Annotated in this window: 15 protein-coding genes; 11 read left to right on the forward strand and 4 right to left on the reverse strand. The window is 52.8% G+C overall.

Annotated elements, in window-relative coordinates:
• Window positions 1-170: 170 nt before the first annotated feature.
• A complete protein-coding gene (locus H8J70_RS08225; RefSeq protein ID WP_186503476.1) occupies window positions 171-1,073 on the reverse strand; it encodes a LysR family transcriptional regulator in 903 nt (300 codons plus the stop codon).
• 463 nt (window positions 1,074-1,536) lie between these two features.
• Here H8J70_RS08225 and H8J70_RS08230 point away from each other — a divergent pair, with 463 nt between their 5' ends.
• The 3 genes from H8J70_RS08230 (at window position 1,537) to H8J70_RS08240 (ending at window position 4,641) form a co-directional block, all read left to right on the forward strand.
• Complete coding sequence (locus H8J70_RS08230) at window positions 1,537-2,628, forward strand: YkvI family membrane protein (RefSeq protein WP_186503478.1); 1,092 nt, start codon at window positions 1,537-1,539, stop codon at window positions 2,626-2,628.
• A 327-nt stretch (window positions 2,629-2,955) separates the two neighbouring features.
• A complete protein-coding gene (locus H8J70_RS08235; protein WP_186503480.1) occupies window positions 2,956-4,257 on the forward strand; it encodes an ammonium transporter in 1,302 nt (433 codons plus the stop codon).
• 21 nt (window positions 4,258-4,278) lie between these two features.
• Entirely contained in the window at window positions 4,279-4,641 is a 363-nt protein-coding gene (locus H8J70_RS08240) for a P-II family nitrogen regulator (RefSeq protein WP_186503482.1), read from the forward strand.
• A 187-nt stretch (window positions 4,642-4,828) separates the two neighbouring features.
• Here the strand turns inward: H8J70_RS08240 and H8J70_RS08245 are convergent, their stop codons facing one another.
• Together H8J70_RS08245 and H8J70_RS08250 are read right to left on the reverse strand one after the other, a co-directional pair.
• Window positions 4,829-6,073, reverse strand: coding sequence for an aminotransferase class I/II-fold pyridoxal phosphate-dependent enzyme (locus H8J70_RS08245; protein WP_186503484.1), 1,245 nt, complete (start codon window positions 6,071-6,073; stop codon window positions 4,829-4,831).
• A gap of 165 nt (window positions 6,074-6,238) precedes the next feature.
• Window positions 6,239-6,955, reverse strand: a complete 717-nt coding sequence (locus tag H8J70_RS08250) for an MgtC/SapB family protein (RefSeq protein WP_186503487.1) — start codon at window positions 6,953-6,955, stop codon at window positions 6,239-6,241.
• Between the two features lie 224 nt (window positions 6,956-7,179).
• Between H8J70_RS08250 and H8J70_RS08255 the strand changes: the two genes are divergently transcribed.
• From H8J70_RS08255 to H8J70_RS08285, 7 genes are all read left to right on the forward strand, one after another.
• On the forward strand, window positions 7,180-8,277 hold the full coding sequence (locus H8J70_RS08255; RefSeq protein WP_222433644.1) for a hypothetical protein: 1,098 nt from the start codon (window positions 7,180-7,182) through the stop codon (window positions 8,275-8,277).
• 146 nt (window positions 8,278-8,423) lie between these two features.
• The gene (locus H8J70_RS08260) at window positions 8,424-9,023 is read left to right on the forward strand and encodes a DedA family protein (RefSeq protein ID WP_186503491.1); all 600 of its coding nucleotides are present in this window, start codon (window positions 8,424-8,426) and stop codon (window positions 9,021-9,023) included.
• Window positions 9,024-9,092: 69 nt separating this feature from the next.
• A complete protein-coding gene (locus H8J70_RS08265) occupies window positions 9,093-10,706 on the forward strand; it encodes an ArnT family glycosyltransferase (protein WP_186503493.1) in 1,614 nt (537 codons plus the stop codon).
• 11 nt (window positions 10,707-10,717) lie between these two features.
• Window positions 10,718-11,413, forward strand: a complete 696-nt coding sequence (locus H8J70_RS08270; RefSeq protein WP_186503495.1) for a uracil-DNA glycosylase — start codon at window positions 10,718-10,720, stop codon at window positions 11,411-11,413.
• 273 nt (window positions 11,414-11,686) lie between these two features.
• The gene (gene gltB, locus H8J70_RS08275; RefSeq protein ID WP_186503497.1) at window positions 11,687-16,240 is read left to right on the forward strand and encodes a glutamate synthase large subunit; all 4,554 of its coding nucleotides are present in this window, start codon (window positions 11,687-11,689) and stop codon (window positions 16,238-16,240) included.
• A gap of 127 nt (window positions 16,241-16,367) precedes the next feature.
• The gene (locus H8J70_RS08280; RefSeq protein ID WP_186503499.1) at window positions 16,368-17,255 is read left to right on the forward strand and encodes a radical SAM protein; all 888 of its coding nucleotides are present in this window, start codon (window positions 16,368-16,370) and stop codon (window positions 17,253-17,255) included.
• Window positions 17,256-17,305: 50 nt separating this feature from the next.
• On the forward strand, window positions 17,306-17,869 hold the full coding sequence (locus H8J70_RS08285) for a hypothetical protein (RefSeq protein WP_186503501.1): 564 nt from the start codon (window positions 17,306-17,308) through the stop codon (window positions 17,867-17,869).
• Between the two features lie 18 nt (window positions 17,870-17,887).
• Here the strand turns inward: H8J70_RS08285 and H8J70_RS08290 are convergent, their stop codons facing one another.
• The gene (locus H8J70_RS08290) at window positions 17,888-19,306 is read right to left on the reverse strand and encodes an aspartate ammonia-lyase (RefSeq protein WP_186503527.1); all 1,419 of its coding nucleotides are present in this window, start codon (window positions 19,304-19,306) and stop codon (window positions 17,888-17,890) included.
• Between the two features lie 311 nt (window positions 19,307-19,617).
• On the opposite strand from H8J70_RS08290, the gene H8J70_RS08295 reads away from it, so the two are divergent.
• On the forward strand, window positions 19,618-20,922 hold the full coding sequence (locus H8J70_RS08295) for an L-cysteine desulfidase family protein (RefSeq protein ID WP_186503503.1): 1,305 nt from the start codon (window positions 19,618-19,620) through the stop codon (window positions 20,920-20,922).
• Window positions 20,923-20,944: the final 22 nt, after the last annotated feature.

The following is a 20,944-nucleotide window of genomic DNA, read 5'->3' on the forward strand; positions in this document are numbered from 1 at the left end:
ACTGCTACCTCCTAAATCAAATAAACTTTAAGGAACTGTAAGTAATTCTCTTTCTAATTTAATTTAATTGTACAAGACAAATGACAAATCGTAAAACGAGCGATTAAAATGGTGACTATTGGAAACTCTCATACGCAAAAGGCCTCCTGTCAAAGGAGGCCTTTTATTCATCAGATAGACAGACTGCCATCGTCTACAGCACGCTGTATGGTTTTGATAAAGCACTGTACAGCCGGTATGGCCGTACTATAGCCCCGTACGGCTAAGCCCAAGCTGCGCTTAGCCGGCGGATCCAGTTCCCGTGTCGTAAGGGTAGGAAATTTATCCTTCGAAACGTGGATCAGCAGTTCTGGAATCATGCCGACGCCGAGATTTTCCTCAATCATATACAAGACGGCGTAGTCTGAACTGGACGTAAAGGTAGGCATTAAATGAACGTCATGTTTCCTGAAGTAGCTCGCTACTTCAGCATCCATCCCATCTACACCACGGTACATAAAGAAGGGATGGCCTTCCAGTTCCTTCGCCGGAATAATGTCATAAGCCGCTAACGGCGAATCCTTCGGCATGACAATGACGTAGCGGTCTTCCCGCAAGGGAATCCAGTCGTATTCGTATTGAGGCTGCTTACTCAGGAAGGCAATATCGATAAAGCCGGAATCCAGCCATTCCGTCAGGATGCCCGAGCTGTTTTCTTCTACCAGATCCAGCTGGATTTTGGGATACAGCTCACGGAAGAGACGCATGATCTTCGGCATAATCGCACAGACAATGGTCGGAAAACAGCCAATGCGCACTTTCCCTTCTACAGTGCCCTTGACTTCGGTAAAATCCTGTTCCAATCGCTTATTCAGCTGCACGAGCTGGCGGATTTCCGGCAGCAGCCGTTCCCCTTCGAGCGTCAGTGCTACGCCCTTATTGCTCCGGCTCAATAGAGGAAAGCCGCATTCTTTTTCCAGGCTGTTCATCATATACGTAATCCCCGACTGGGTATAGCCTAAATCAGACGCCGCCTTAATAAAGCTCCCCTTATCTACGACGGCCAGCAATACTTCATATTTTTTTATATCCATCTGTTCCGCCTCCTTTTACCTCTCTCTTATAGTTTGTATCCATACTTTATCCCTATATTAGTGAACATAGTAACATTTACTTTTTGTTTTTTCAATACATTTTGAAGAAAAAGCATACAGGGTAATAGATTTTCCCTTATTGATATTATATTTTCACGCTACATATTATAAATAATTTCATGTTACTATATTTGTATATTACCAGATCGTTACTTTATTTTCTTATTTTTTAAAGCATATATCTATTATTTATACTATTTTCTTTTTCATAAATATAATAAATTATAATACTTTAATTATATCTCATTAAGGATTACGTGAAGAGGAAATACATTATCCCCCCTGTACGGTTATTTATTCGTTTACGTTATTTCTCAATAGTGTTTTATATCCCGCTTACGTAGTGCACGCGTATATATATCAATCTATTATTGTATAGCAATGGGAGAAGGAGGTTTTTTGTATGCACATGAAAACAGCACTCACCGTTGGTGGCGCCTTTACAGCCTATTGTATTGGCGCAGGCTTCGCGTCAGGCCAGGAAACGCTCCAATTTTACGGTTCCTGGGGCGGTGTGACGCCTTTTTTGCTCGTTATTTTTACGTTTGTCCTCATGTTTATATTCTGTTTGGGCACGTATCGGACAGGAGCCTTAAAGCACTTTGAAAATCCGAGCGAAGCCTACACGTACTATTGTGGCCGTCATCTGGGTTTCCTTATCGATATTCTCTGCACCCTCTCCATCGCCCTTTGTACGCTCATCATGTTTGCCGGAAGCGGCGCTACGATCAATCAATATTTAGGCGTTCCCGTCTGGATTGGCACGACTCTCATGGGCATCGTCGCTGTCTTCGTCGTCTGCCTGGGCCTCCAGAAGGTCGTAGACATCCTCGGCTGTGCCGGCATCATTATCATTGCCATCATGGCCGTCGTCGGCGTTTACTGTCTGGTGACCAGTCCGGTAGGTATTATGGAAGGACAGCAGCACGTCCTCGAATATGTCCAGGAAGGACGGATCCTGCAGGGCACGTTTATGGGAATCGACAATTGCGTCGTCGCTGTTTTCTCCCTTGTCGGAGCCTATATAACCTTAGGCCTGCTCTTCAACGTTTCCCTCGGCGCCAGCTGCAAAACAAAACAGGACATTTGGGGCAGTGCTTTTTTATCGGCTCTCTTTTTCTGCATTGGCCTCTCCATGGTTCTCTTGACGCTGATCAAAAACCTGGACTACATTGCTGCCATCAAAGCCCAGGTGCCGATGCTGGCAGCCATTGAAAATGTACTGCCTATTATGGCCATGCCCTTTACTATTATCATCCTCATAGGCATCTTTACGACCATTACAGGCTATCTCTGGGCCTTCGGCCGCCGTTTTGCTGAGGATAAGACAAAGAAGCAGCGCATCATCGTCATCGTCGTAGCCGTACTGGGTATGACCGTTGCCTCCTTTGTTCCTCTGAGCCAGCTCGTCAATACGATTTACCCTCTCGTCGGCATCGGTGGCGATCTGCTCCTCATCGGCATTCTATACCGCATGTTACGCGCAAAGGAATAAGAGCCAATAGCTTGAAAATCTTTTGTATGTATGTATTGCACATGCTTATTTTACGTTTTATTGACAATCTGACAGTTGACAATTTCGGCATGTACGGCTATAATGAAACACACCAAAAGCATACAGGGCATCGAAGCCCGGATGAACACTACTTCACCTGTTCATCCGGGCTTTTCTGCATACCCGGGTACGCTTTTGATCACAGACAAAAGAAAATCGGGGCAGCCTGCTGATGCGCTGTCCGGGGGACGAGGGGGTCCTGCCTGCACGGGTATATGCAGGCAGGATTTTTCTTTTGTCGTATTTTTTTACGAGGGGGTAGTTGGCATGAGAAAATTTTTGCCTTTATTTTTCTGTTTTTTATTCACTGCATCCGTTGCCTTAGGGGCGGACGGCACAGACCAGATCAGTGCCGGCGATACGGCGTGGGTTCTGATCTCGGCCGCACTGGTCTTCATCATGACGCCGGGCCTGGGCTTCTTTTATGGCGGTATGGTCCGCAGCAAGAACGTCCTGACGACGATCATGCAGAGCTTCTTCATCATCGCCATGATTTCTGTAGAATGGATCATTTTCGGCTATGCCATGACCTTTGGTACAGATATTAACGGCTTTATCGGCAGTCTCGCCAAGGTCGGTCTCGCCGGTGTCGGCATGAATATCTTAACAGGCGGCACCATTCCGGAGCTGGCCTTCGTTGCCTTCCAGTGCATGTTTGCCGTCATTACGCCGGCCCTCATTACAGGGGCCTTTGCCGAACGGGTCCGCTTCCGTACGTTCTGTATTTTTATATTCTTCTGGGCTGTCCTCATTTATAATCCCATGGCACACTGGGTCTGGGGCGGCGGTTTTCTGGCCCAGCTGGGGGCTCTCGACTTTGCCGGCGGCCTGGTCATCCACATCCTGTCCGGTGTATCAGGACTGACGCTCTGCCTGCTCATTGGCAAGCGCCGGGGCCTGGGGAAATATCCTATCATTCCGCATAACATGCCCATGGTCGTCCTCGGTGCATCCCTCCTCTGGTTCGGCTGGTTTGGCTTTAATGCCGGCAGTGCCTTAGGTGCCAATGCCCTGGCAGCCAGTGCGTTCATTGCCACCCAGGGTGCCGCAGCAGCAGCTACGGTTTCGTGGATTCTCGTCGAATGGATCATCAATGGCAAACCGACGGTTCTCGGTGCCGCCTCCGGCTGCGTTGCCGGCCTCGTTGCCATTACGCCGGCCGCCGGCTTCGTCGCTCCCCTGCCGGCCATTTATATCGGCGCCATTGGCGGCGTCATCTGCTATGCAGCCGTCGCCGTCTGCAAGAACTATTTCGGTTACGACGACGCCTTGGACGCCTTCGGGATCCACGGTATCGGTGGTACGTGGGGTTCTATTGCCACCGGCCTCTGGGCCAGTATAGAAGTCAATCCGGCAGGAGCTAACGGCCTCTTTTACGGGGGAACCCATTTACTCACGGCCCAGCTCATTTCGACAGGCGTTGCCTATGTGCTGGCCATTGCCGGTACCTTCATTCTTTACAAGGTGATCAGCCTCTTTACAACCTTCCGCGTTGATGCTGACGAAGAAATCGTCGGCCTCGATATCAATGAACACGGCGAACGCGGCTATTTACAGCAGACCTTATAGTACAGGCAGGAGGTATTTTCTATGGTAGCAATCAAAAAAGTGGTCATTGTCACGCGGCCCAGCAAGCTCGATGAGCTGAAGGCAGCCCTCAACGCCATTGGCGTCATGGGTATTACAGTCAGCCAGGTCTTTGGCTGCGGTACCCAGAAGGGGCACGTCGAAGTATATCGCGGCAAAGAGTATAATGTTAACCTCCTGCCGCACATCAAGGTAGAAACGGTTATTTGTGAAATCCCTGTCGATGACGTCATCGACGTCGCCATGCGAGTATGCCAGACAGGCGAACCGGGGGACGGAAAAATTTTCGTTTTTAACGTCGAAGATGCCGTCCGGATCCGTACCGGTGACCGGGGTCCCGCTGCCATCATGGACGAACACGAATAGTACGCAGGCCTTTTCTTATATACTATAATATAAGGCTGCCCTACAATTTGCTAAAAGGCCGCTTCTCTTCTTTATCGAAAAGAGGAGAAACGGCCTTTTTTTCTTTCAGCCTTTCTAAAAAAGCCCTTCTATCCGCTAACACAGCCGGATAAAAGGGCTTTCTATAGGTTTCCTGCAGGCAGCCGGCTTAGCCGTTGACTGCTTCCAGGGCTTTTTTAATTTTTCCTGCTACGCCGCTCATTTTATACGCCGGGATTGAGCAGACACCGAGGCGGATACCGCGGGCCAAGGGGGCTGCAAAAATCAGATCGTCGTGCAGCTTTTCACAGGCTGCTGCCGAAACGGTAGTCGGCACGGAAATAAAGAAGCCTGCTTTATAGGGAATAACATTGAGCTCACAGGCCTTAGCTTCTTCCATAAAAATAGCTGCCCGGTCACAAATGGTGCGGAAGAATCCCGTTTCTTCTGCTTCCAGTTCTTTTAGGAGCACCGGGTCACGGCGGATAACCGAAAGGAGCGTCATGGCCGCACGATTGACGTTCGACCACGAAGTACGGGCAGAATACTTGCCTGCTTCTTCAAATTCACGAATGACATCCTGGCTGGACGAAAGGCCTACGAGGGCGCCTGCACGCTGGCCATAGAGGGTAAAGGCCTTAGACATGCTATAGGCAAAGAGGACAAAGATGTGTTCCGGCAGATTACTGAATTTTTTCATGAACGAACGGACTTCGTTCTTTTCACCGGCATAGGCAATATAGGCAATATCCACCAAAATCGTAATGCGTTTGCCCTTCTTTTCATGAAAACGGCATACATCGAGTACTTCGTCCCAATCGCGATCCGAAAGGGCAAAGCCCGTCGGATTGTTGGCCGGCGTATTGAGCATGATCAGGATCGAATCCTGTTCCTGTAAAATAGCGGCTACAGACGAAGAAAAGGATTCAATATTGAAAGACCGCGTATCGTCTAACATGGCAAAGGTTGCCAGCTGGCGGCCTACTTCGGCACAGAGGTTATCGTATACGGCCCAGCGCCAGTCCGTCGTCAGAACCTTGTCGCCTACTTCCGAATAGTTGGTAATGGCAATGTGTACCGCACCGGTACCGCCGGCCGTAGCCACAGCTGCCGTATAGCCTTCCGGACGCTGATCTTCAAATGTCGCATCAATGACATCGTGCCGGTACGTTTCCAGACCTACAGGCGGCGCATACGTAATAAAGTCGCTCATGGGCAATGAACGATATACCTTTTCTACGACAGGCAGACAGGCCACGTTTTCATCATCGTCGCCATAGCAGCCTACGGTGGCGTTTACGACCTTTTCTTTCCCGTATTGTTCAATTGCAGCCCGTGCCGCTGCTCCGGCAGAAAATACGACATCATTAATCTTTTTTCCTTCCCGACTCGCAGCTGTCATAAATGTAGACATAGCATAACCCCTTCCCTATAGGACATCATAAATTTCGTATCTATTATAGCACGACAAGGAAAGCTTTACCTATATAATTACAAGAAAAATCTCTTTTTAGCAGGATTTGTCACGAAAAAAGCAGAAAATGCAAAATACTATACACCCGTTTCCCATAAGGGCTTATTATTTTTCTTTCACCTTTATCTTCTCGTCCAGGTCCAGCAGCTCTGCCTGGAGGACGCCCTTCAGCCCCAGCAGCTGGCTCATGAGCGAGCCGCCATCCAGGTCCTCGCTGACCAGAAGCGTCGCTTCCACTTCGATGTCCGCCGCCTCTTCTTCCGAAAGAACGCGAAAGGACTGAAGCGCCAAATGGTGGCCCTGGAAATAGTCGGTCATGCGGCGGAACTGGCCCGTAGAATTACGCATGACCAGGTGGATATGACACGTATGCTCACTATGACGCCGCATATATTTGTCGAGCCGCACAAACAAGGTGAGAACGATGAATACAAAGAGCGTCGCCGCTGCAGCCGTAAGGAGATAGCCTGCGCCGACGACGAGGCCCACAGCCGCAACGACCCAGATGCTGGCAGCTGTCGTCAGGCCGTGGATACTGCGGCCCTTCTGGTTGGCCAGGATCGTGCCGGCCCCTAAAAAGCCGACGCCGGAAACGACCTGGGCAGCAATCCGTCCGGGATCGGAATTCGTGTAGCCATACCGGAAGAAATATTCCATGGCAATATTGACAGAAATAATCATGCACAGGCACGAGCCCAGGCAGACGAGAATGTGCGTCCGCAAGCCGGCTGATTTGCTTTGTGCCTCCCGTTCATAGCCGATGAGGCCCCCTAATACGATAGCTATGAGCAGCCGTATAATGCTTTCTTCTGTACTGATCATGTCTTTTCTCCCCTTCCCTTTTGGCACGTATGTTCTGTATGGTAATTATATCACATTTTGCATGAAATGGGTATATTTTTGGACAATGACGCGCTATAATCAGGTTGGTATTCTTCTGCCGCTATCCGTGGCGGCAAGGTCATGCCTGATCAACATATAGTACTGTCACTACGACCGCAGGTTCACCAACGATAAAACGGCCGCATAGGAAAGGAGCGATCCGTATGGGCAAGCATATATTTTATTTAGATAACTTGCGCACGTGTATGATTTTTCTCTCGATTCTCTGTCTCTCCCTGGTTTCCTTTTTGCCTTTGCCGGCAGTTCCCTTATTTGCCGTGTACGACAAGCAGGCTCTCGGAACGGGCATGTATTATTATCTCTTCTATGAATGCTTGGCAGCCCTCGTCATTCCCGTACTCTTTTTCCTGAGCGGCTATTTCAGTGCCTCTAACCTGCGAATCCGCACGCTGTCCTCCTATTTTCACGACCGCTGGCAGCGCTTAGGCTGGCCGTGGCTCTTTGCAGCATTCCTCATCGTACCTGAGCTGGCCTGGCTCGGTATCCTCAGCCGGGGCTTTCATATTTCCTTTATGGACTATCTTTCCCGTCTGGTTCACGGCTCGTATATTACTCTCGGCGCCTACGGCATGCTGGCCTTTCTCTTACTCTTTACGTTCCTGCTCATGGCCGTCAAAAAGGTGAATCACCAGGCCCTGCAGCGCAAAGCTGCCAGTGCGCCGGCGTCCCTTTTCCTGCTGGCCTTCATCGTCCTGCACGGTCTGCTTATATTCGCTTTCTCCCGCCTTTGGCTGGCTGCCTTTCAGCTGCACGCCGTGGCGGCAGCCCAGCTCTTTATGACCGTCAGCGGCTTCCGCTTCAGCTGGGTCATTACGGCAGCCTTGTATTTTGTCCTGGGCTGCTATGCCTGCCGCCATCGCTGGTTTACACCGGGCGGGTATGTACCAGGCCGCTTTTGGCTTGCTGCTGCCCTGGTCTGCCTGATGCTCTACATCCTGACGCCGGCCGTCTACGCCGATTACGCCGGTGTGCTGCTCTCCTTTACAGGCACCTTGGGCCTCATCGCAGCCTTTGCTGCCAAGGGTAACCAAAGCGGCAAGACGGCTGTCTCCTTTGCTCACATGGCCTATCCTCTCTGGTATTTGAGTATTCCGTCCCTGCAGGCAGCAACGTATTTCTTACTGCCCCTCAACCTGGCCATTCCCCTGAAGATTCTCTTATCCCTCCTGCTCACCCTGGTCTACGGCTATTTAGTCTGCAAATATGCCTTATCCTATCTGTCCTGCTTCAAGGTCCGCTAAAAAGGTCTGGCATAAGCAATCGTTTTTAAATATTGCTTAAATTTTTTTCGAAAAACTGGCACAGGCACCCTTTTCTATGCTATGCTATATTAAGTTTGAAAGTGTTACTTTAGTAGTAGTTTTAGAAAAGGAGTTGGATCTATCGTATGGATACATTGCTGCAGCTAATGGAAGCGTATGGTTATGCGGCCATGTTTGTGGCTATGGTAGCTGAAAATGCCAATATACCTGTGCCCAGCGAAGTTGTACTTGGTTTTGCCGGGTTCCTCATTTCCCAGAATATTTTTGACTTTTGGACTACCTTTATCGTCGCCTGCGTTGCCGGCGTCGTCGGTTCCATCCTCAGCTACTGGCTGGGTTCCTATGGCGGCAGACCCTTGCTTTTAAAGTATGGCAAATACATCTTTTTCAACGAAAAGAAGTTTAACATGGCAGAAAAAATGTTTAATAAATACGGTGGCATTGCCGTCGTCATCTGCCGTTGCCTGCCTGGTGTCCGTACGTTTATTTCCTTCCCTGCCGGCGTAGCCCGTTATCCCTTTGGCCGCTTCGTCCTCTTTACCATTATCGGCACCATTCCCTGGACGTTGCTCCTGGTCTGGGCCGGTTCCGTCTTAGGCAGTCATTGGCGTGACTTGATCCAGTATAATCACCAGCTGCTCATCGCCATGGTCATCGGCTGTGCCTGCATTGCAGCGGTTGTGCTTTGGAAATATTGCCGCCGTCGTAAACAGCAGGCCGAATAAGTTTCACAACGAGTCAAAAGGCAGCAATGTATTTGCTGTCTTTTTTTTTTGGAAAGGAAGGACACATTCATGAGAAGAAGCAGTCTGCTCAGCCTCATCGCCCTCGGCAGTCTCTTATTTTTTCTGTTGGGCAATGCAGCCCTTGCCATTACGGATCCCGTTGAGTCGAACTACGTCCTGACGGCCAAAGAAATGGTGCAGTCCGGTAACTGGATTTCCCCGCAAATCTTTTCTACGTACTGGTACGATAAGCCTATTTTTATCTATTGGCTGCTCAGCCTGTCTTATTCCCTCTTCGGCTTTACGGATTTCGCGTCCCGCCTGCCCGGCGCCGTCTTTGGCATGGGTTCCGTCGTCTTTATGGCCTGGTATATGCTGCGTCGTGGCAGCCGCTGGGAATACGCCGTTCTGGCGGCCATCGTAACGGCTACGAGTTTTGAAGTCTGGATTGTCAGCCATTCGATCATTACGGATCAGATGCTCTTTTTCTTTACGGCAGGCACCTTATTTTTTGCCTGGTTTGGCCTGACCGAAGGAAAAGGGCGGTTTATGACGGCAGCCTATGCCATGGCGGCCTTGGCCGTACTGACCAAAGGGCCTGTGGGAATCGTCCTGCCCGGCACCTTTCTCCTCGTCTTTGCCGGCCTCCGCCGTAATCTGACATATATCAAACGCATTTTTCAGCCTGCCGGTATTCTGCTCTTCTGTGTCCTCTGCCTGCCCTGGTACGTCACGATGTACAATCTGCACGGCATGGACTTTATCAACGGGTTTTTAGGGCTCCACAATATTGCCCGGGCTACGGCGTCTGAACATCCCGAAGCCAACGTCTGGTATTATTACGTCGCACTCATTCCCGTCAGTCTCCTGCCCTGGACCGGCGCCGCCATCTACGCCATTTGGAAACGGCGCTGCCAGACCGAAGAATCTGTATATCTCCTGGTCTGGGCGGCAGGGACGTTTCTCTTTTATACGCTCGTCGCAACCAAATACCCGACCTATACGTATATTGCCAACATTCCCTTGCTTCTCTTTGCCAGCTTTGGCCTGGCCGACCTGTACGAAGAGGGAAACCGGCGCCTTTGGACATGGGTTACGGCACCGGCCATCTGTTGGTGGCTCCTCTTTTTCGCCGCTACATTCTTTCTCCGTAAGACACCCATTGCCGGCAGCAGCTGGCTTTTGCTCTACCTGTTTGTCCCCCTTGCGATTCTCCTGGTCGTGGCAGCGCAACGGCTCAAGGCCTTTCCTGCCATCCCCTTGCTGACCGGTATCGCTACAGCCGTCGTCTACCTCATCGTCCTCTACCAGGGCCTGGCTCCGTTCTATGCCTATCGCTCGGCTGCGCCCTTTATCGGCCAGGAAGCCCAGCTTCCCGGGCGCATCTACTTCTTTGAAGACTACCGCGTTTCCTTTACGTACTACACAGGCCTGACGGCTACCTATACGGCACCGGCCGGCTACGATGAAAATAAATTGCTCCACCGTTCGTCCGTCTGGGCCGGCAAGCATCCCTTCCCGGAAGAAAGCAGCGCCGCCTTGCAGCAGCGGCTGCGCCAGGGCGAAGCGGTTACGATCCTGGTACCGTCAGGAAAGTATGAAGACTACACCCGTTCTGAGTTTTATCCCCTTACACGGCCGGCCGGCAAAATCGGCGCGTGCTATGTCTTTTATAATCTCTGAGGAGGTCTGTCATGACGCTGTCTGCATTTATCGAACATCTATCCCAGTATGAAAGTACTACGGCCTTCAACCCCTGGCAGGATTACGACGAACGCTGTGATATCGGACCGGACGCGCCGGCCCTGCGGCGCCGGCAGCTGGCCGAATACCTGCAGCTGCGCCTGGGCCGGGCCCGCTACCTCTTTGTTGCCGAAGCGGCCGGGTATCAGGGCTGCCGCTTTACAGGCATTGCCATTACGTGCGAGCGCATGCTCCTGGACCATCATAAGCAGATTCCGAGTACGGCCATTCTCGGCCACAGCGGCACGCGGACGAGCCGGCCGGACTCGCCCTTCCTGACGGGCCGTACGCAGCGGGAACAGGGCCTGAATGAGCCGACGGATACGTATGTCTGGGGCTCCATCGCAGATAATGGCCTGAACCCGTTTGACGTCATTCTCTGGAACATCTTTCCCTTCCATCCCCACAAAGACACACCCTTGTCGAACCGGACGCCGACAGACGCAGAATTAGCTGCCGGCCTGGCGTATACGCAGCAGCTTCTCGCCCTGTGCCAGAAGCCAATGACGATCGGCGCCATTGGCCGCAAAGCGGCGGAAACCCTGCAGGCTGCCGGCCTGGACGCTGCAGCTATGCGGCATCCTGCCAACGGCGGCGCCGGCCTCTTCCGCCAGCAATTTACAGCCTGGATAGAAACCATCCGCTAGCGTTTATCAGATTAAAAGACGGCAGCGCACTACACGTGCGCTGCCGTCTTTTGCATATAATTCATACCATGCTTTACTTTATTTTATCCTTCCATTGTAAAATATTAGAATATTTTAGCTAATTCTTTATTTTTATAATTGTATACACGATTATTTTTATATTTTTATTGATTTTATGTCATACTACCTTTATAATAGTATTCAATCTCTATACTAGGTATCTTTTTTTACGATATACCTGCAGAGACATATTTTATACGAGGGGGAATCGGTATGTATAAAAAACTTCGTGACCTGCCGGCACCACAAGGCTTGTATGATCCGGCGTACGAACATGATGCCTGCGGCATAGGCTTTGTCGTAAATATCAAGGGGAAAAAATCGTATGATATCCTCGACCAGGCACTGACCATTCTGGAAAACCTGAAACACCGCGGGGCCGAGGGGGCCGACGCAAAAAGCGGTGACGGTGCCGGTATTTTAGTCCAAATCCCGCACCAGTTTTTTTGCCGCGAATGCGAAGTATTAGGTTTTTCTTTGCCCGCAGCAGGCGACTACGGCGTAGGCATGATTTTCGCCCACCGGTATGAAACATTTCGCAAACAGCAAATGGCCGAGTTCGAAGCCATCGTCCGCAGTGAAGGCCTGTCCGTCCTGGGCTGGCGCGACGTACCTGTCGACGAAAGCCTGATCGGCAGTATTGCCAAGACGACGCGGCCTCACTTTCTGCAGGTCTTTATCCGCCGCTCCGATGCCCTGAAAACGCAAATGGACTTTGAACGCAAGCTCTACATCATCCGCAAGCTGGCAGAAAAGAAAATCGTTCCGGCCAGCCAGGAAAAGGGCTCTGATTTCTATATTGCCAGCCTCTCTTCCCGGACCATCGTCTATAAGGGCATGCTGACCTCCGTCCAGCTGCGGCACTTTTATCTCGATCTCTCTGACCTCGATTTTACAACGGCCATGGCTCTCGTCCATTCCCGTTTCAGTACGAACACCTTCCCCAGCTGGGCCCGGGCCCATCCGAACCGCTACATCGTCCACAACGGGGAAATCAATACGATTCAAGGCAATATCAATTGGCTCAACGCCAGGGAAAGCAAGTCCCAGTCGGCACTGTATCCCGACCTGGCCAAGGTATTTCCCGTCATCGACGACAGCGGCAGTGACTCGGCCATGTTCGATAATTGCCTGGAATACCTGTGCATGACCGGCCATTCCCTGCCCCATGCCATGATGATGATGATTCCGGAGCCCTGGGAAAAAGACCCGCTCATGAGCGAAGAAAAGCGTGATTTCTACCGCTACCACAACTTTATGATCGAACCCTGGGACGGCCCGGCTGCTATCGGCTTCTGCGATGGCACGCTTATCGGCGGCATGCTCGACCGCAACGGCCTGCGGCCTGGCCGCTATTATGTCACCAGCGACGACCGGGTCATTACCAGCTCCGAAGTCGGCGCCCTGACCATCGATCCGGAAAAGGTCCTGTATAAAGGCCGCTTGCAGCCGGGAAAAATGCTGCTCGTCGACACAGAACAGCAGCGCCTCATCGATGACGAAGAAATTAAACACCTCGTCGCTACGGAACGGCCCTATGGCGAATGGTATGCCCGTCACGTCGTGGACCTCGATTCCCTCATGCCGCCACAACACGTCTTTGGCAGTACAGACCTCATTCCCTATGACCAGCAGGAACAGGAACGCGTCTTTGGCTATACGCAGGAAGACATGGACAAGATCATCCTGCCCATGGCCCGCGACGGCAAGCAGCCCATCGATTCCATGGGTATGGATATTGCCCTGCCCATCCTTTCCGACCGGCCACAGCTCTTATACGACTATTTCCAGGAAAACTTCGCCCAAGTAACGAATCCGCCCATTGACGGCGTGCGCGAAAACATCGTCATGAGTTCCATCGTCATGGCCGGCAACGTAGCCAACATTATGGATCCGGATGATAAAGATACAGCAGCGCTCTACCTGAAACGGCCTATTTTGACCAATGAAGAAACAGCTGTCATCAAATCACTCATGAATGAAAAGCTGCGTTCTTCCGTCATTTCCATGCTCTACCCCGTCAGCGGCGGTACAGAAGCCATGGAAACAGCCATTGAATCGCTTTGTATCGATGCCCTTAAAGCCATACGCAGCGGGGCTAATATCCTCGTCCTTTCCGACAGGGGCACGAACTCCCGCATGGCCGCCATTCCGGCACTGCTGGCGACGGCAGCCCTGCACCATTTCCTCATCCGTCAAACCGTCCGTTCTGACGTAGGCCTCATTCTGGAATCGGGCGAACCGCGGGAAATCCATCATTTCTGTACCCTCCTGGGCTACGGCATTACAGCCATCAATCCGTACGTCGCCTTAGAATCGATTAAAGAACTGATTGCCAAGCGGAAACTGGGTTCTATCGATTACGAAACAGCCCGGGAAAATTACCTCCAGGCTTCGGTCAACGGGATTCTGGCCGTCATGTCTAAAATGGGCATTTCAACTGTACACAGCTACCACGGCGCCCAGATTTTTGAAGCCGTCGGCATTGGCCGCGAGCTGATTCAAAAGTATTTCGTCAATACGCCCAGCCCGATTGGCGGCATTGGCCTGAAGGAAGTAGCCGAAGAAAATGCCCGCCGTCACGCAGCAGCCTTTAACGGCAAAGACGGCCTGCCCCGGGGCGACGTCTATCAATACCGGAAAAACGGCCAGCAGCACATCATTTCTCCGGAAGCCGTCGAACTCTTGCAAAAGGCCTGCCGCACCAATGACTACGAGCTGTACCGTCAGTATGCCGAGCTCGTCAATACGTCCTCCGTGTACCGCTTGCGGGACCTCCTGGAATTCGTCTACCCTGCCGGCTGCAGTATCCCTATTGAAGAGGTCGAAGCAGAAGACCGCATTGTCAAGCGCTTCCGTACAGGTGCCATGAGCTACGGTGCCCTCAGCAAGGAAGCCCACGAATGCGTAGCCCAAGCCATGAACCGTTTGGGCGGCCTGAGCAATACTGGCGAAGGCGGCGAAGATGCAGACCGCTTTGCAACAGATACAAACGACAAAATCAAGCAGGTTGCCTCTGCCCGTTTCGGCGTTACGAGCAATTACCTCATCCACGCCGATGAGCTGCAAATCAAGTGCGCCCAAGGGGCCAAGCCGGGCGAAGGCGGCCACCTGCCAGGCAGCAAGGTCTATCCGGATATTGCCAAGACGCGTCATGCTACGACGGGTATTGCCCTCATTTCCCCGCCGCCCCATCACGACGTCTATTCCATCGAAGATCTGGCAGAACTGATTTTTGATTTGAAAAATGCCAACCGCAACGCCCGCATTGGCGTAAAACTGGCCAGCGGTGCCGGTATTGGTACGATTGCTGCCGGCGTCGTAAAGGCCAAGGCCGATACGCTGACGATCAGCGGCTACGACGGCGGTACCGGTGCTTCGCCGCGTACGAGTCTGCGCCATACAGGCCTGCCCTGGGAAATCGGCCTGGCCGAAGTCCAGCAGACATTGCTCCTCAACCAGCTCCGCGACCGCGTACGCATCGAAGCCGACGGCAAGCTGCTGACCGGCCGGGATGTGGCCATTGCCGCCCTCTTCGGCGCTGAGCTCTTCGGCTTTGGCACGGCACCGCTCCTGACCATCGGCTGCCATATGCTGCGCGTGTGCCATCTCAACACGTGCCCCTACGGCGTCTGCACACAGGATGAAAAGCTGCGGAAAAACTTCAAAGGCAAGCCGGAGTACATCATCAATTTCATGCACTTCATCGCCCGGGATCTGCGGGAAATCATGGCCCGCCTGGGCTTCCATACGATTGACGAAATGGTAGGCCGCTATGATCTCCTGCGGCAAAAGGATACAGCTCCCAACGCGAAGGCCGCTACAGTCAGCCTGGACCACCTGCTCTACCGGCCCTATACAGACGTACACATTGGCCACCATTTTACGACCGGCCAGGATCACGAGCTCTCAAAGACCCTGGATATGTCAAAGCTCGTCCGCATGTGCCGGCCGGCCCTGGCAGCCCAAAAGCATGTCCGCGCCCGCTTGCGCATCCGGAACACAGACCGCGTCACAGGCACCCTCTTAGGTAGTGAAATCACCCACCGCTACGGAGAAAAGGGCCTGGCAGAAGATACGATCAAGCTCTGCTTCGTCGGTTCGGCCGGCCAGAGCTTTGGCGCCTTCATTCCCCAAGGCCTGACGCTTGAACTCGAAGGCGACGCTAACGATTATCTCGGCAAGGGTCTTTCCGGCGGCAAGATGATCGTCCATCCGCCTCTGGAATCAGCCTTCCCGGCAGAAGACAACATCATTATCGGCAACGTGGCCTTCTATGGTGCTACGAGCGGGGAAGCCTACATCAACGGCATGGCCGGCGAACGCTTCTGTATCCGTAACAGCGGCATGGAAGCCGTCGTCGAAGGCGTAGGCAACCATGGCTGTGAATACATGACAGGCGGCAAGGTGCTCGTCCTGGGCAGTACAGGCCGCAACTTTGCTGCCGGCATGTCCGGCGGTGTCGCCTATGTATACGATCTGGAACCGACCAACTGCAACCAGGAACTGGTCCGGCTGGAACCCTTGAGCAACGACGCAGAAGCCGCTGCCATTCAGGAGCTTCTCAGCCGCCATGTCCAGTATACGGGCAGCGAGCTGGGCCGCCGTCTCCTGGAAAACTGGGAAGATACGCAAAGCCGTATTACCCGCATCATTCCCGAAGCCTACGAAGAAATGCTGCACCTGATCGAACAGGCCAAGGCCGAAGGTCATAGCGACGCCGAAGCCCATGCCATGGCGTTCCGCATCAAACACGGCAAAAAATAAGCCTTTTTTCTATCCCCGTCTGTGCTGCAGGCGGGGATTATTTATGCCGTCCGTATGATGCCTGCCAAAAATATAGTATAATAGAGCTAGAACGACCTAACCTGTACAGACCGAAAGGAGACTTTCTATGTTCATTGACGATGCTGAAGGATTAGTTTTCCGGCCACCTAGTGAAGCGTACAGTTTCATTCTGCGCGCCACCATTGGCTGCTCTCACAATACATGCACCTTCTGTCCCATGTATAAAGAATCGCGCTTCCGCGTCCGGCCGCTGGACGAAATCGACGGGATTATCGAACGGGGTGCTGCGGCCTATCCGCATATCCGCCGTCTCTTTATTGCCGACGGCGACGCCCTGGTCTTACGGACGGACCAATTGCTGCATATCATCGAAAAATGCTACGCGTCCTTCCCGGCCCTGACGCGGATTGGCGCCTATGCGACGCCGGCCGATTTGAACCGCAAGACGCCGGAGGAACTAAAAGCCCTCCACGACGCCGGACTGGCCATTCTTTACATGGGGATCGAAAGCGGCGATGATGCCGTCCTGACCCACGTAAACAAAGGCACAACGGCTGCCGCAACGATTACAGCCGGCCAGAAGGCCTTGGCGGCAGGCTTTAAATTATCCGCCATGATTCTCCTCGGCCTGGGCGGCCAGGAACGGACCCACGAACACGCCCTGCATACAGCAGACGTCGTATCGGCCATCAACCCGACCATGCTCAGTGCCCTGTCCCTTATTATTCCGCCTACAGTGCCCCTGTACGAGGATGTGCAAAGGGGCACCTTTACACCGCTCACAGCCAAGGGCTTTATTCGTGAACTGCGGGAACTCCTGGCACACACGGAAATGACCCGCCCTTGTATCTTCCGCAGCAACCATGTGTCCAACCTCGCTCCCGTCGGCGGCAATCTGCCACAGGACAAGGAAAAGATGATACAAGCCTTGGACCTCATGCTGCCCCACATGGACGATACGACGCCCTTGCTGGGTAATATACACAACTTTTAACGCAGAGCAGGCAGTACGTCCCGCCCTGTCCGAAAGGGAGATGGTTCTCTGTGAAAAAAATACTGCTCTTGTTCGTTTCCCTGGTCATCCTGGCCGGTACGGCCCTTGCGGCGGACAGCACGCCTGTCCTGTTCGACAAGGAACGGACCGTCGTCGTCGTCCAGACCACGCAGGAAGGCTATCCTGTCCATTACATGCAATACCGGCTGGGCCAGCCCTTCCGCATTCCCTACTGGAACCGCATAGACGCGGCAGAACGACTGGCACCGGAAGAGATTACCGCTGCAGCCCTGAGCCAGCTGGCCCACGACTACAAGGCCGATCTCGTCGTCGTCCCGGTCGTACACACCTGGGTCTGGCAGCAGTCGGTCAACCGCTTTGGCTGGCACGATGACTACGAAATTTACACCTTATGCTGGTACGACCTGACCGTATATGCCTACAACGCGCAGGATGGTACACTGAAAAGCTACAGCTCCAAGGGTTCCGAAAAAGAACAAGCGTCCATTCTCAATGATCCGAACGACGTATTAAGCGTAGCCATGGATCAGATTATGGAAAAACTACCGTACAAACGCATTCCTGTCGAAGCAACAAAAGAAGCGGCGCCGTAAGGGCCGCTTTTTTTGTTGTCAGCCACTAATGGGCAGCGTGTCCTCGCCTTCCCCCGTAATGCCCGGATGGGTCATAGACCAGGGCGACAGGAAGTGCTCGATCTGTGCGTCTGTAAGAATATGATGTTCCCGCACGATATCCCGCACAGGCCGGTGGCTGTCATAGGCTTCCCGGGCCAGAAAGGCCGCCTTTTCATAGCCAATATGGGGCAACAGGGCCGTAATGACGCCGACACTGTGATCTACCCAGTACTGGCACTGACTGTCATTGGCTTCCAGTCCTTTGAGCAAATGCGTCACGAAGGCCCGGCTGGCATTGGTCAGACATTCGAGGGAGCGAAACAGATTATATGCCATGACCGGTTCCATGACATTCAGTTCAAACTGCCCGTTTTCCACGGCCAGCGTAATCGCCAGGTCGTTCCCAATGACCTGATAACAGGCCTGATCGAGGACTTCTGCCATAACCGGGTTGATTTTCCCGGGCATAATCGACGAGCCGGGCTGCCGGGCCGGCAGCTTCAGTTCATTCAGACCGCAGCGCGGCCCCGACGCCATGAGGCGTATATCGTTAGCCATTTTGATTAGGACCAGAGCGATACATTTCATAGCACAGGAAACGTCGGCAAAGCTGTCTGTATTGCTCGTCATGTCCATGAGGTTGCTCGCCGTTCTAAAGGGTTCACCTGTCCGGGCAGCCAGCTCTTCGGCTACGCTGCGGATATAATCCGGTTCCGCATTGAGCCCCGTCCCTACGGCCGTCCCGCCCAGGTTGATCAGGTGCAGGCCTGAGAGAGACCGTTCTATCCGTTCGCGGCCCCGGTGTACAGCCGATGCATAGGCCCCCATTTCCTGCCCCAGCGTGACCGGTACGGCGTCCTGCAGATGAGTCCGTCCCATTTTGAGGACGTCTTTAAAGGCATCTTCCTTAGCCAAAAGCTCCAATTCCAGCTCTTGCAGGACACGGCTGAGCTTGCGGCCCTTCATGAGCAGGCAGACCTTCATGCTCGTTGGGAATACGTCATTCGTAGATTGTGCCATATTGGCATGGTTGTTAGGCGAAATAAGGTCGTACCGCCCCTTGGGCTGGCCCAAAATTTCCAAAGCCCGGTTGCACAGGACTTCGTTCATATTCATGTTGACCGACGTCCCTGCACCGCCCTGAATGGGATCGACAGGAAACTGATCGAGCCACTCGCCGGAAACGATTTCATCGGCTGCCTGCAGCAGGGCCTGGCCAATCTTTTTCGGCATTCTGCCGCTTTTCATATTGGCCATGGCCGCCGCCTGTTTTACCAGTGCCATCGAACGAATGAAATCACCATCGAGACGACTGCCGGTAATATGGAAGTTTTCTATAGCCCGTACAGTCTGTACGCCATAATATACATCATCCGGCACAGGTACTTCCCCTAAAAAATCATGTTCCTTTCTCATCATCAATTCCCCCTATTGTACAGTTATTTATCATATATCTGCTGTCTGACGAAGCCCCTCCGCTCAGGCAGGCCAGCACCCCTCGTTTTATAGCACACGCAAAAGGCGCTATTGGATACCCCCATCCAACAGCGCCTTTGCCGTGCGATCTATAAAACTTGTGTATATAATACAGTCTCGTTCTGCCTTTGTCAAGACCCGATCCGTCTCCTATTCCTACCGTTGCGGTTATGATTTACACGCATTTCTATATGAATTATAATGAATATAACAGCAAGGATCGATTTTTTTCTGTAAAGGAGCGGATCATTATGGAATTAGAAGTTATGTGGGAAAAGATGATTGACTGTTTAAAGAAAGAGGTAAAACCGGCGACAGGCTGTACGGAGCCGATATCCCTTGCCTATGCAGCAGCCGTAGCAGCCAGTAAGCTGGGCTGCCCGGTAGAACGGATTGAAGCAAGAGTATCGGCGAACATGATGAAAAACGGCATGGCCGTCATCGTCCCCGGCACGGAAACACCAGGTCTCTACATTGCCGCCGCCGTGGGCGCCTTAGGCGGCGACCCGGAAGGCGGCCTGCAGGTACTGAAAAAACTGCCGCCTAACGCCGTACGCCAAGGCAAAAAGATGGTAGCCGACAACCTGGTCAGCGTCGATATTGCCGACGTACCGAATGTGCTCTACTCAGAAGCCAAGGTCTTTGGCAGCAGTCACAGCGTCTGCGTCTCCATTGCCGACGACCATACCAACATCGTACGTATCGAAAAGGACGGCCACGTCATCTTTGAAGCACCGCCGGTGGCCCAGGACGAAATAGCGCCGGAACAGCTTTTCCTCAATAATCTGACCTTAAAGGACATTTATCAGTTTGCTACAGACTGTCCCTTAGACAAAATCTCCTTTATGGAAGAAGCCGCCGTCCTCAACGAAGAATTAACCCGCGTCGGCTTATCGGAAAAATACGGCCACTGTGTAGGCTATACCATGAAGGCAGAAATGCAAACGGGCTTTTTGAGCAACGCCCTGCAGGATCAGGTCATCATGGAAGCCGCAGCTGCCTCAGACGCCCGTATGGGCGGTGCACCCTTGCCGGCCATGACCAATTCCGGCTCCGGTAACCAGGGTATCGCTGCGACCATACCGGTCGTCGTAACCGCCAGGAGGATACAGGCCAGCAAGGAACGGCTCATCCGTGCCCTGACCTTAGCGCACATGACCTCCATCTACATCCATAGCTTCCTGCCCCGCCTCTCCGCGCTCTGTGCGACCGGTACAGCCGCCATGGGCGCCGCTACCGGTATGGTCTGGCTCTTAGGTGGCAAGCTGAAGGACGTAGAAGATACGATTTCCAACATGACCGGCGACCATATCGGCATGGTTTGCGATGGTGCCGGCAACAGCTGTACCTTGAAGGTAGCTACGGCCTGCGATGCCGCCTGCCGGGCCGTCATGCTCGCCCTGCACAATATCCGGGTCACCGGCAGTGAAGGCCTGGTCAGCAACAGCGCCGATGAATCGATCCGCAATATCGGTGCCCTCGCCCGTGACGGCATGCAGCAAACGGATGAAGAAATCTTACATATTATGCTGAACAAAAATAAAGTCAAAGCCTGACATGTTCCGCAGCAAAAAAGGC

This window comes from Megasphaera hominis (assembly GCF_014269395.1).
GTDB lineage: Bacteria > Bacillota > Negativicutes > Veillonellales > Megasphaeraceae > Megasphaera > Megasphaera hominis.

Coding starts and splice junctions, on each gene's coding strand:
- H8J70_RS08225 (WP_186503476.1), bottom strand. CDS start 1,073: ATGGATATAAAAAAATATGAAGTATTGCTGGCCGTCGTAGATAAGGGG.
- H8J70_RS08230 (WP_186503478.1), top strand. CDS start 1,537: ATGCACATGAAAACAGCACTCACCGTTGGTGGCGCCTTTACAGCCTAT.
- H8J70_RS08235 (WP_186503480.1), top strand. CDS start 2,956: ATGAGAAAATTTTTGCCTTTATTTTTCTGTTTTTTATTCACTGCATCC.
- H8J70_RS08240 (WP_186503482.1), top strand. CDS start 4,279: ATGGTAGCAATCAAAAAAGTGGTCATTGTCACGCGGCCCAGCAAGCTC.
- H8J70_RS08245 (WP_186503484.1), bottom strand. CDS start 6,073: ATGTCTACATTTATGACAGCTGCGAGTCGGGAAGGAAAAAAGATTAAT.
- H8J70_RS08250 (WP_186503487.1), bottom strand. CDS start 6,955: ATGATCAGTACAGAAGAAAGCATTATACGGCTGCTCATAGCTATCGTA.
- H8J70_RS08255 (WP_222433644.1), top strand. CDS start 7,180: ATGGGCAAGCATATATTTTATTTAGATAACTTGCGCACGTGTATGATT.
- H8J70_RS08260 (WP_186503491.1), top strand. CDS start 8,424: ATGGATACATTGCTGCAGCTAATGGAAGCGTATGGTTATGCGGCCATG.
- H8J70_RS08265 (WP_186503493.1), top strand. CDS start 9,093: ATGAGAAGAAGCAGTCTGCTCAGCCTCATCGCCCTCGGCAGTCTCTTA.
- H8J70_RS08270 (WP_186503495.1), top strand. CDS start 10,718: ATGACGCTGTCTGCATTTATCGAACATCTATCCCAGTATGAAAGTACT.
- gltB (WP_186503497.1), top strand. CDS start 11,687: ATGTATAAAAAACTTCGTGACCTGCCGGCACCACAAGGCTTGTATGAT.
- H8J70_RS08280 (WP_186503499.1), top strand. CDS start 16,368: ATGTTCATTGACGATGCTGAAGGATTAGTTTTCCGGCCACCTAGTGAA.
- H8J70_RS08290 (WP_186503527.1), bottom strand. CDS start 19,306: ATGAGAAAGGAACATGATTTTTTAGGGGAAGTACCTGTGCCGGATGAT.
- H8J70_RS08295 (WP_186503503.1), top strand. CDS start 19,618: ATGGAATTAGAAGTTATGTGGGAAAAGATGATTGACTGTTTAAAGAAA.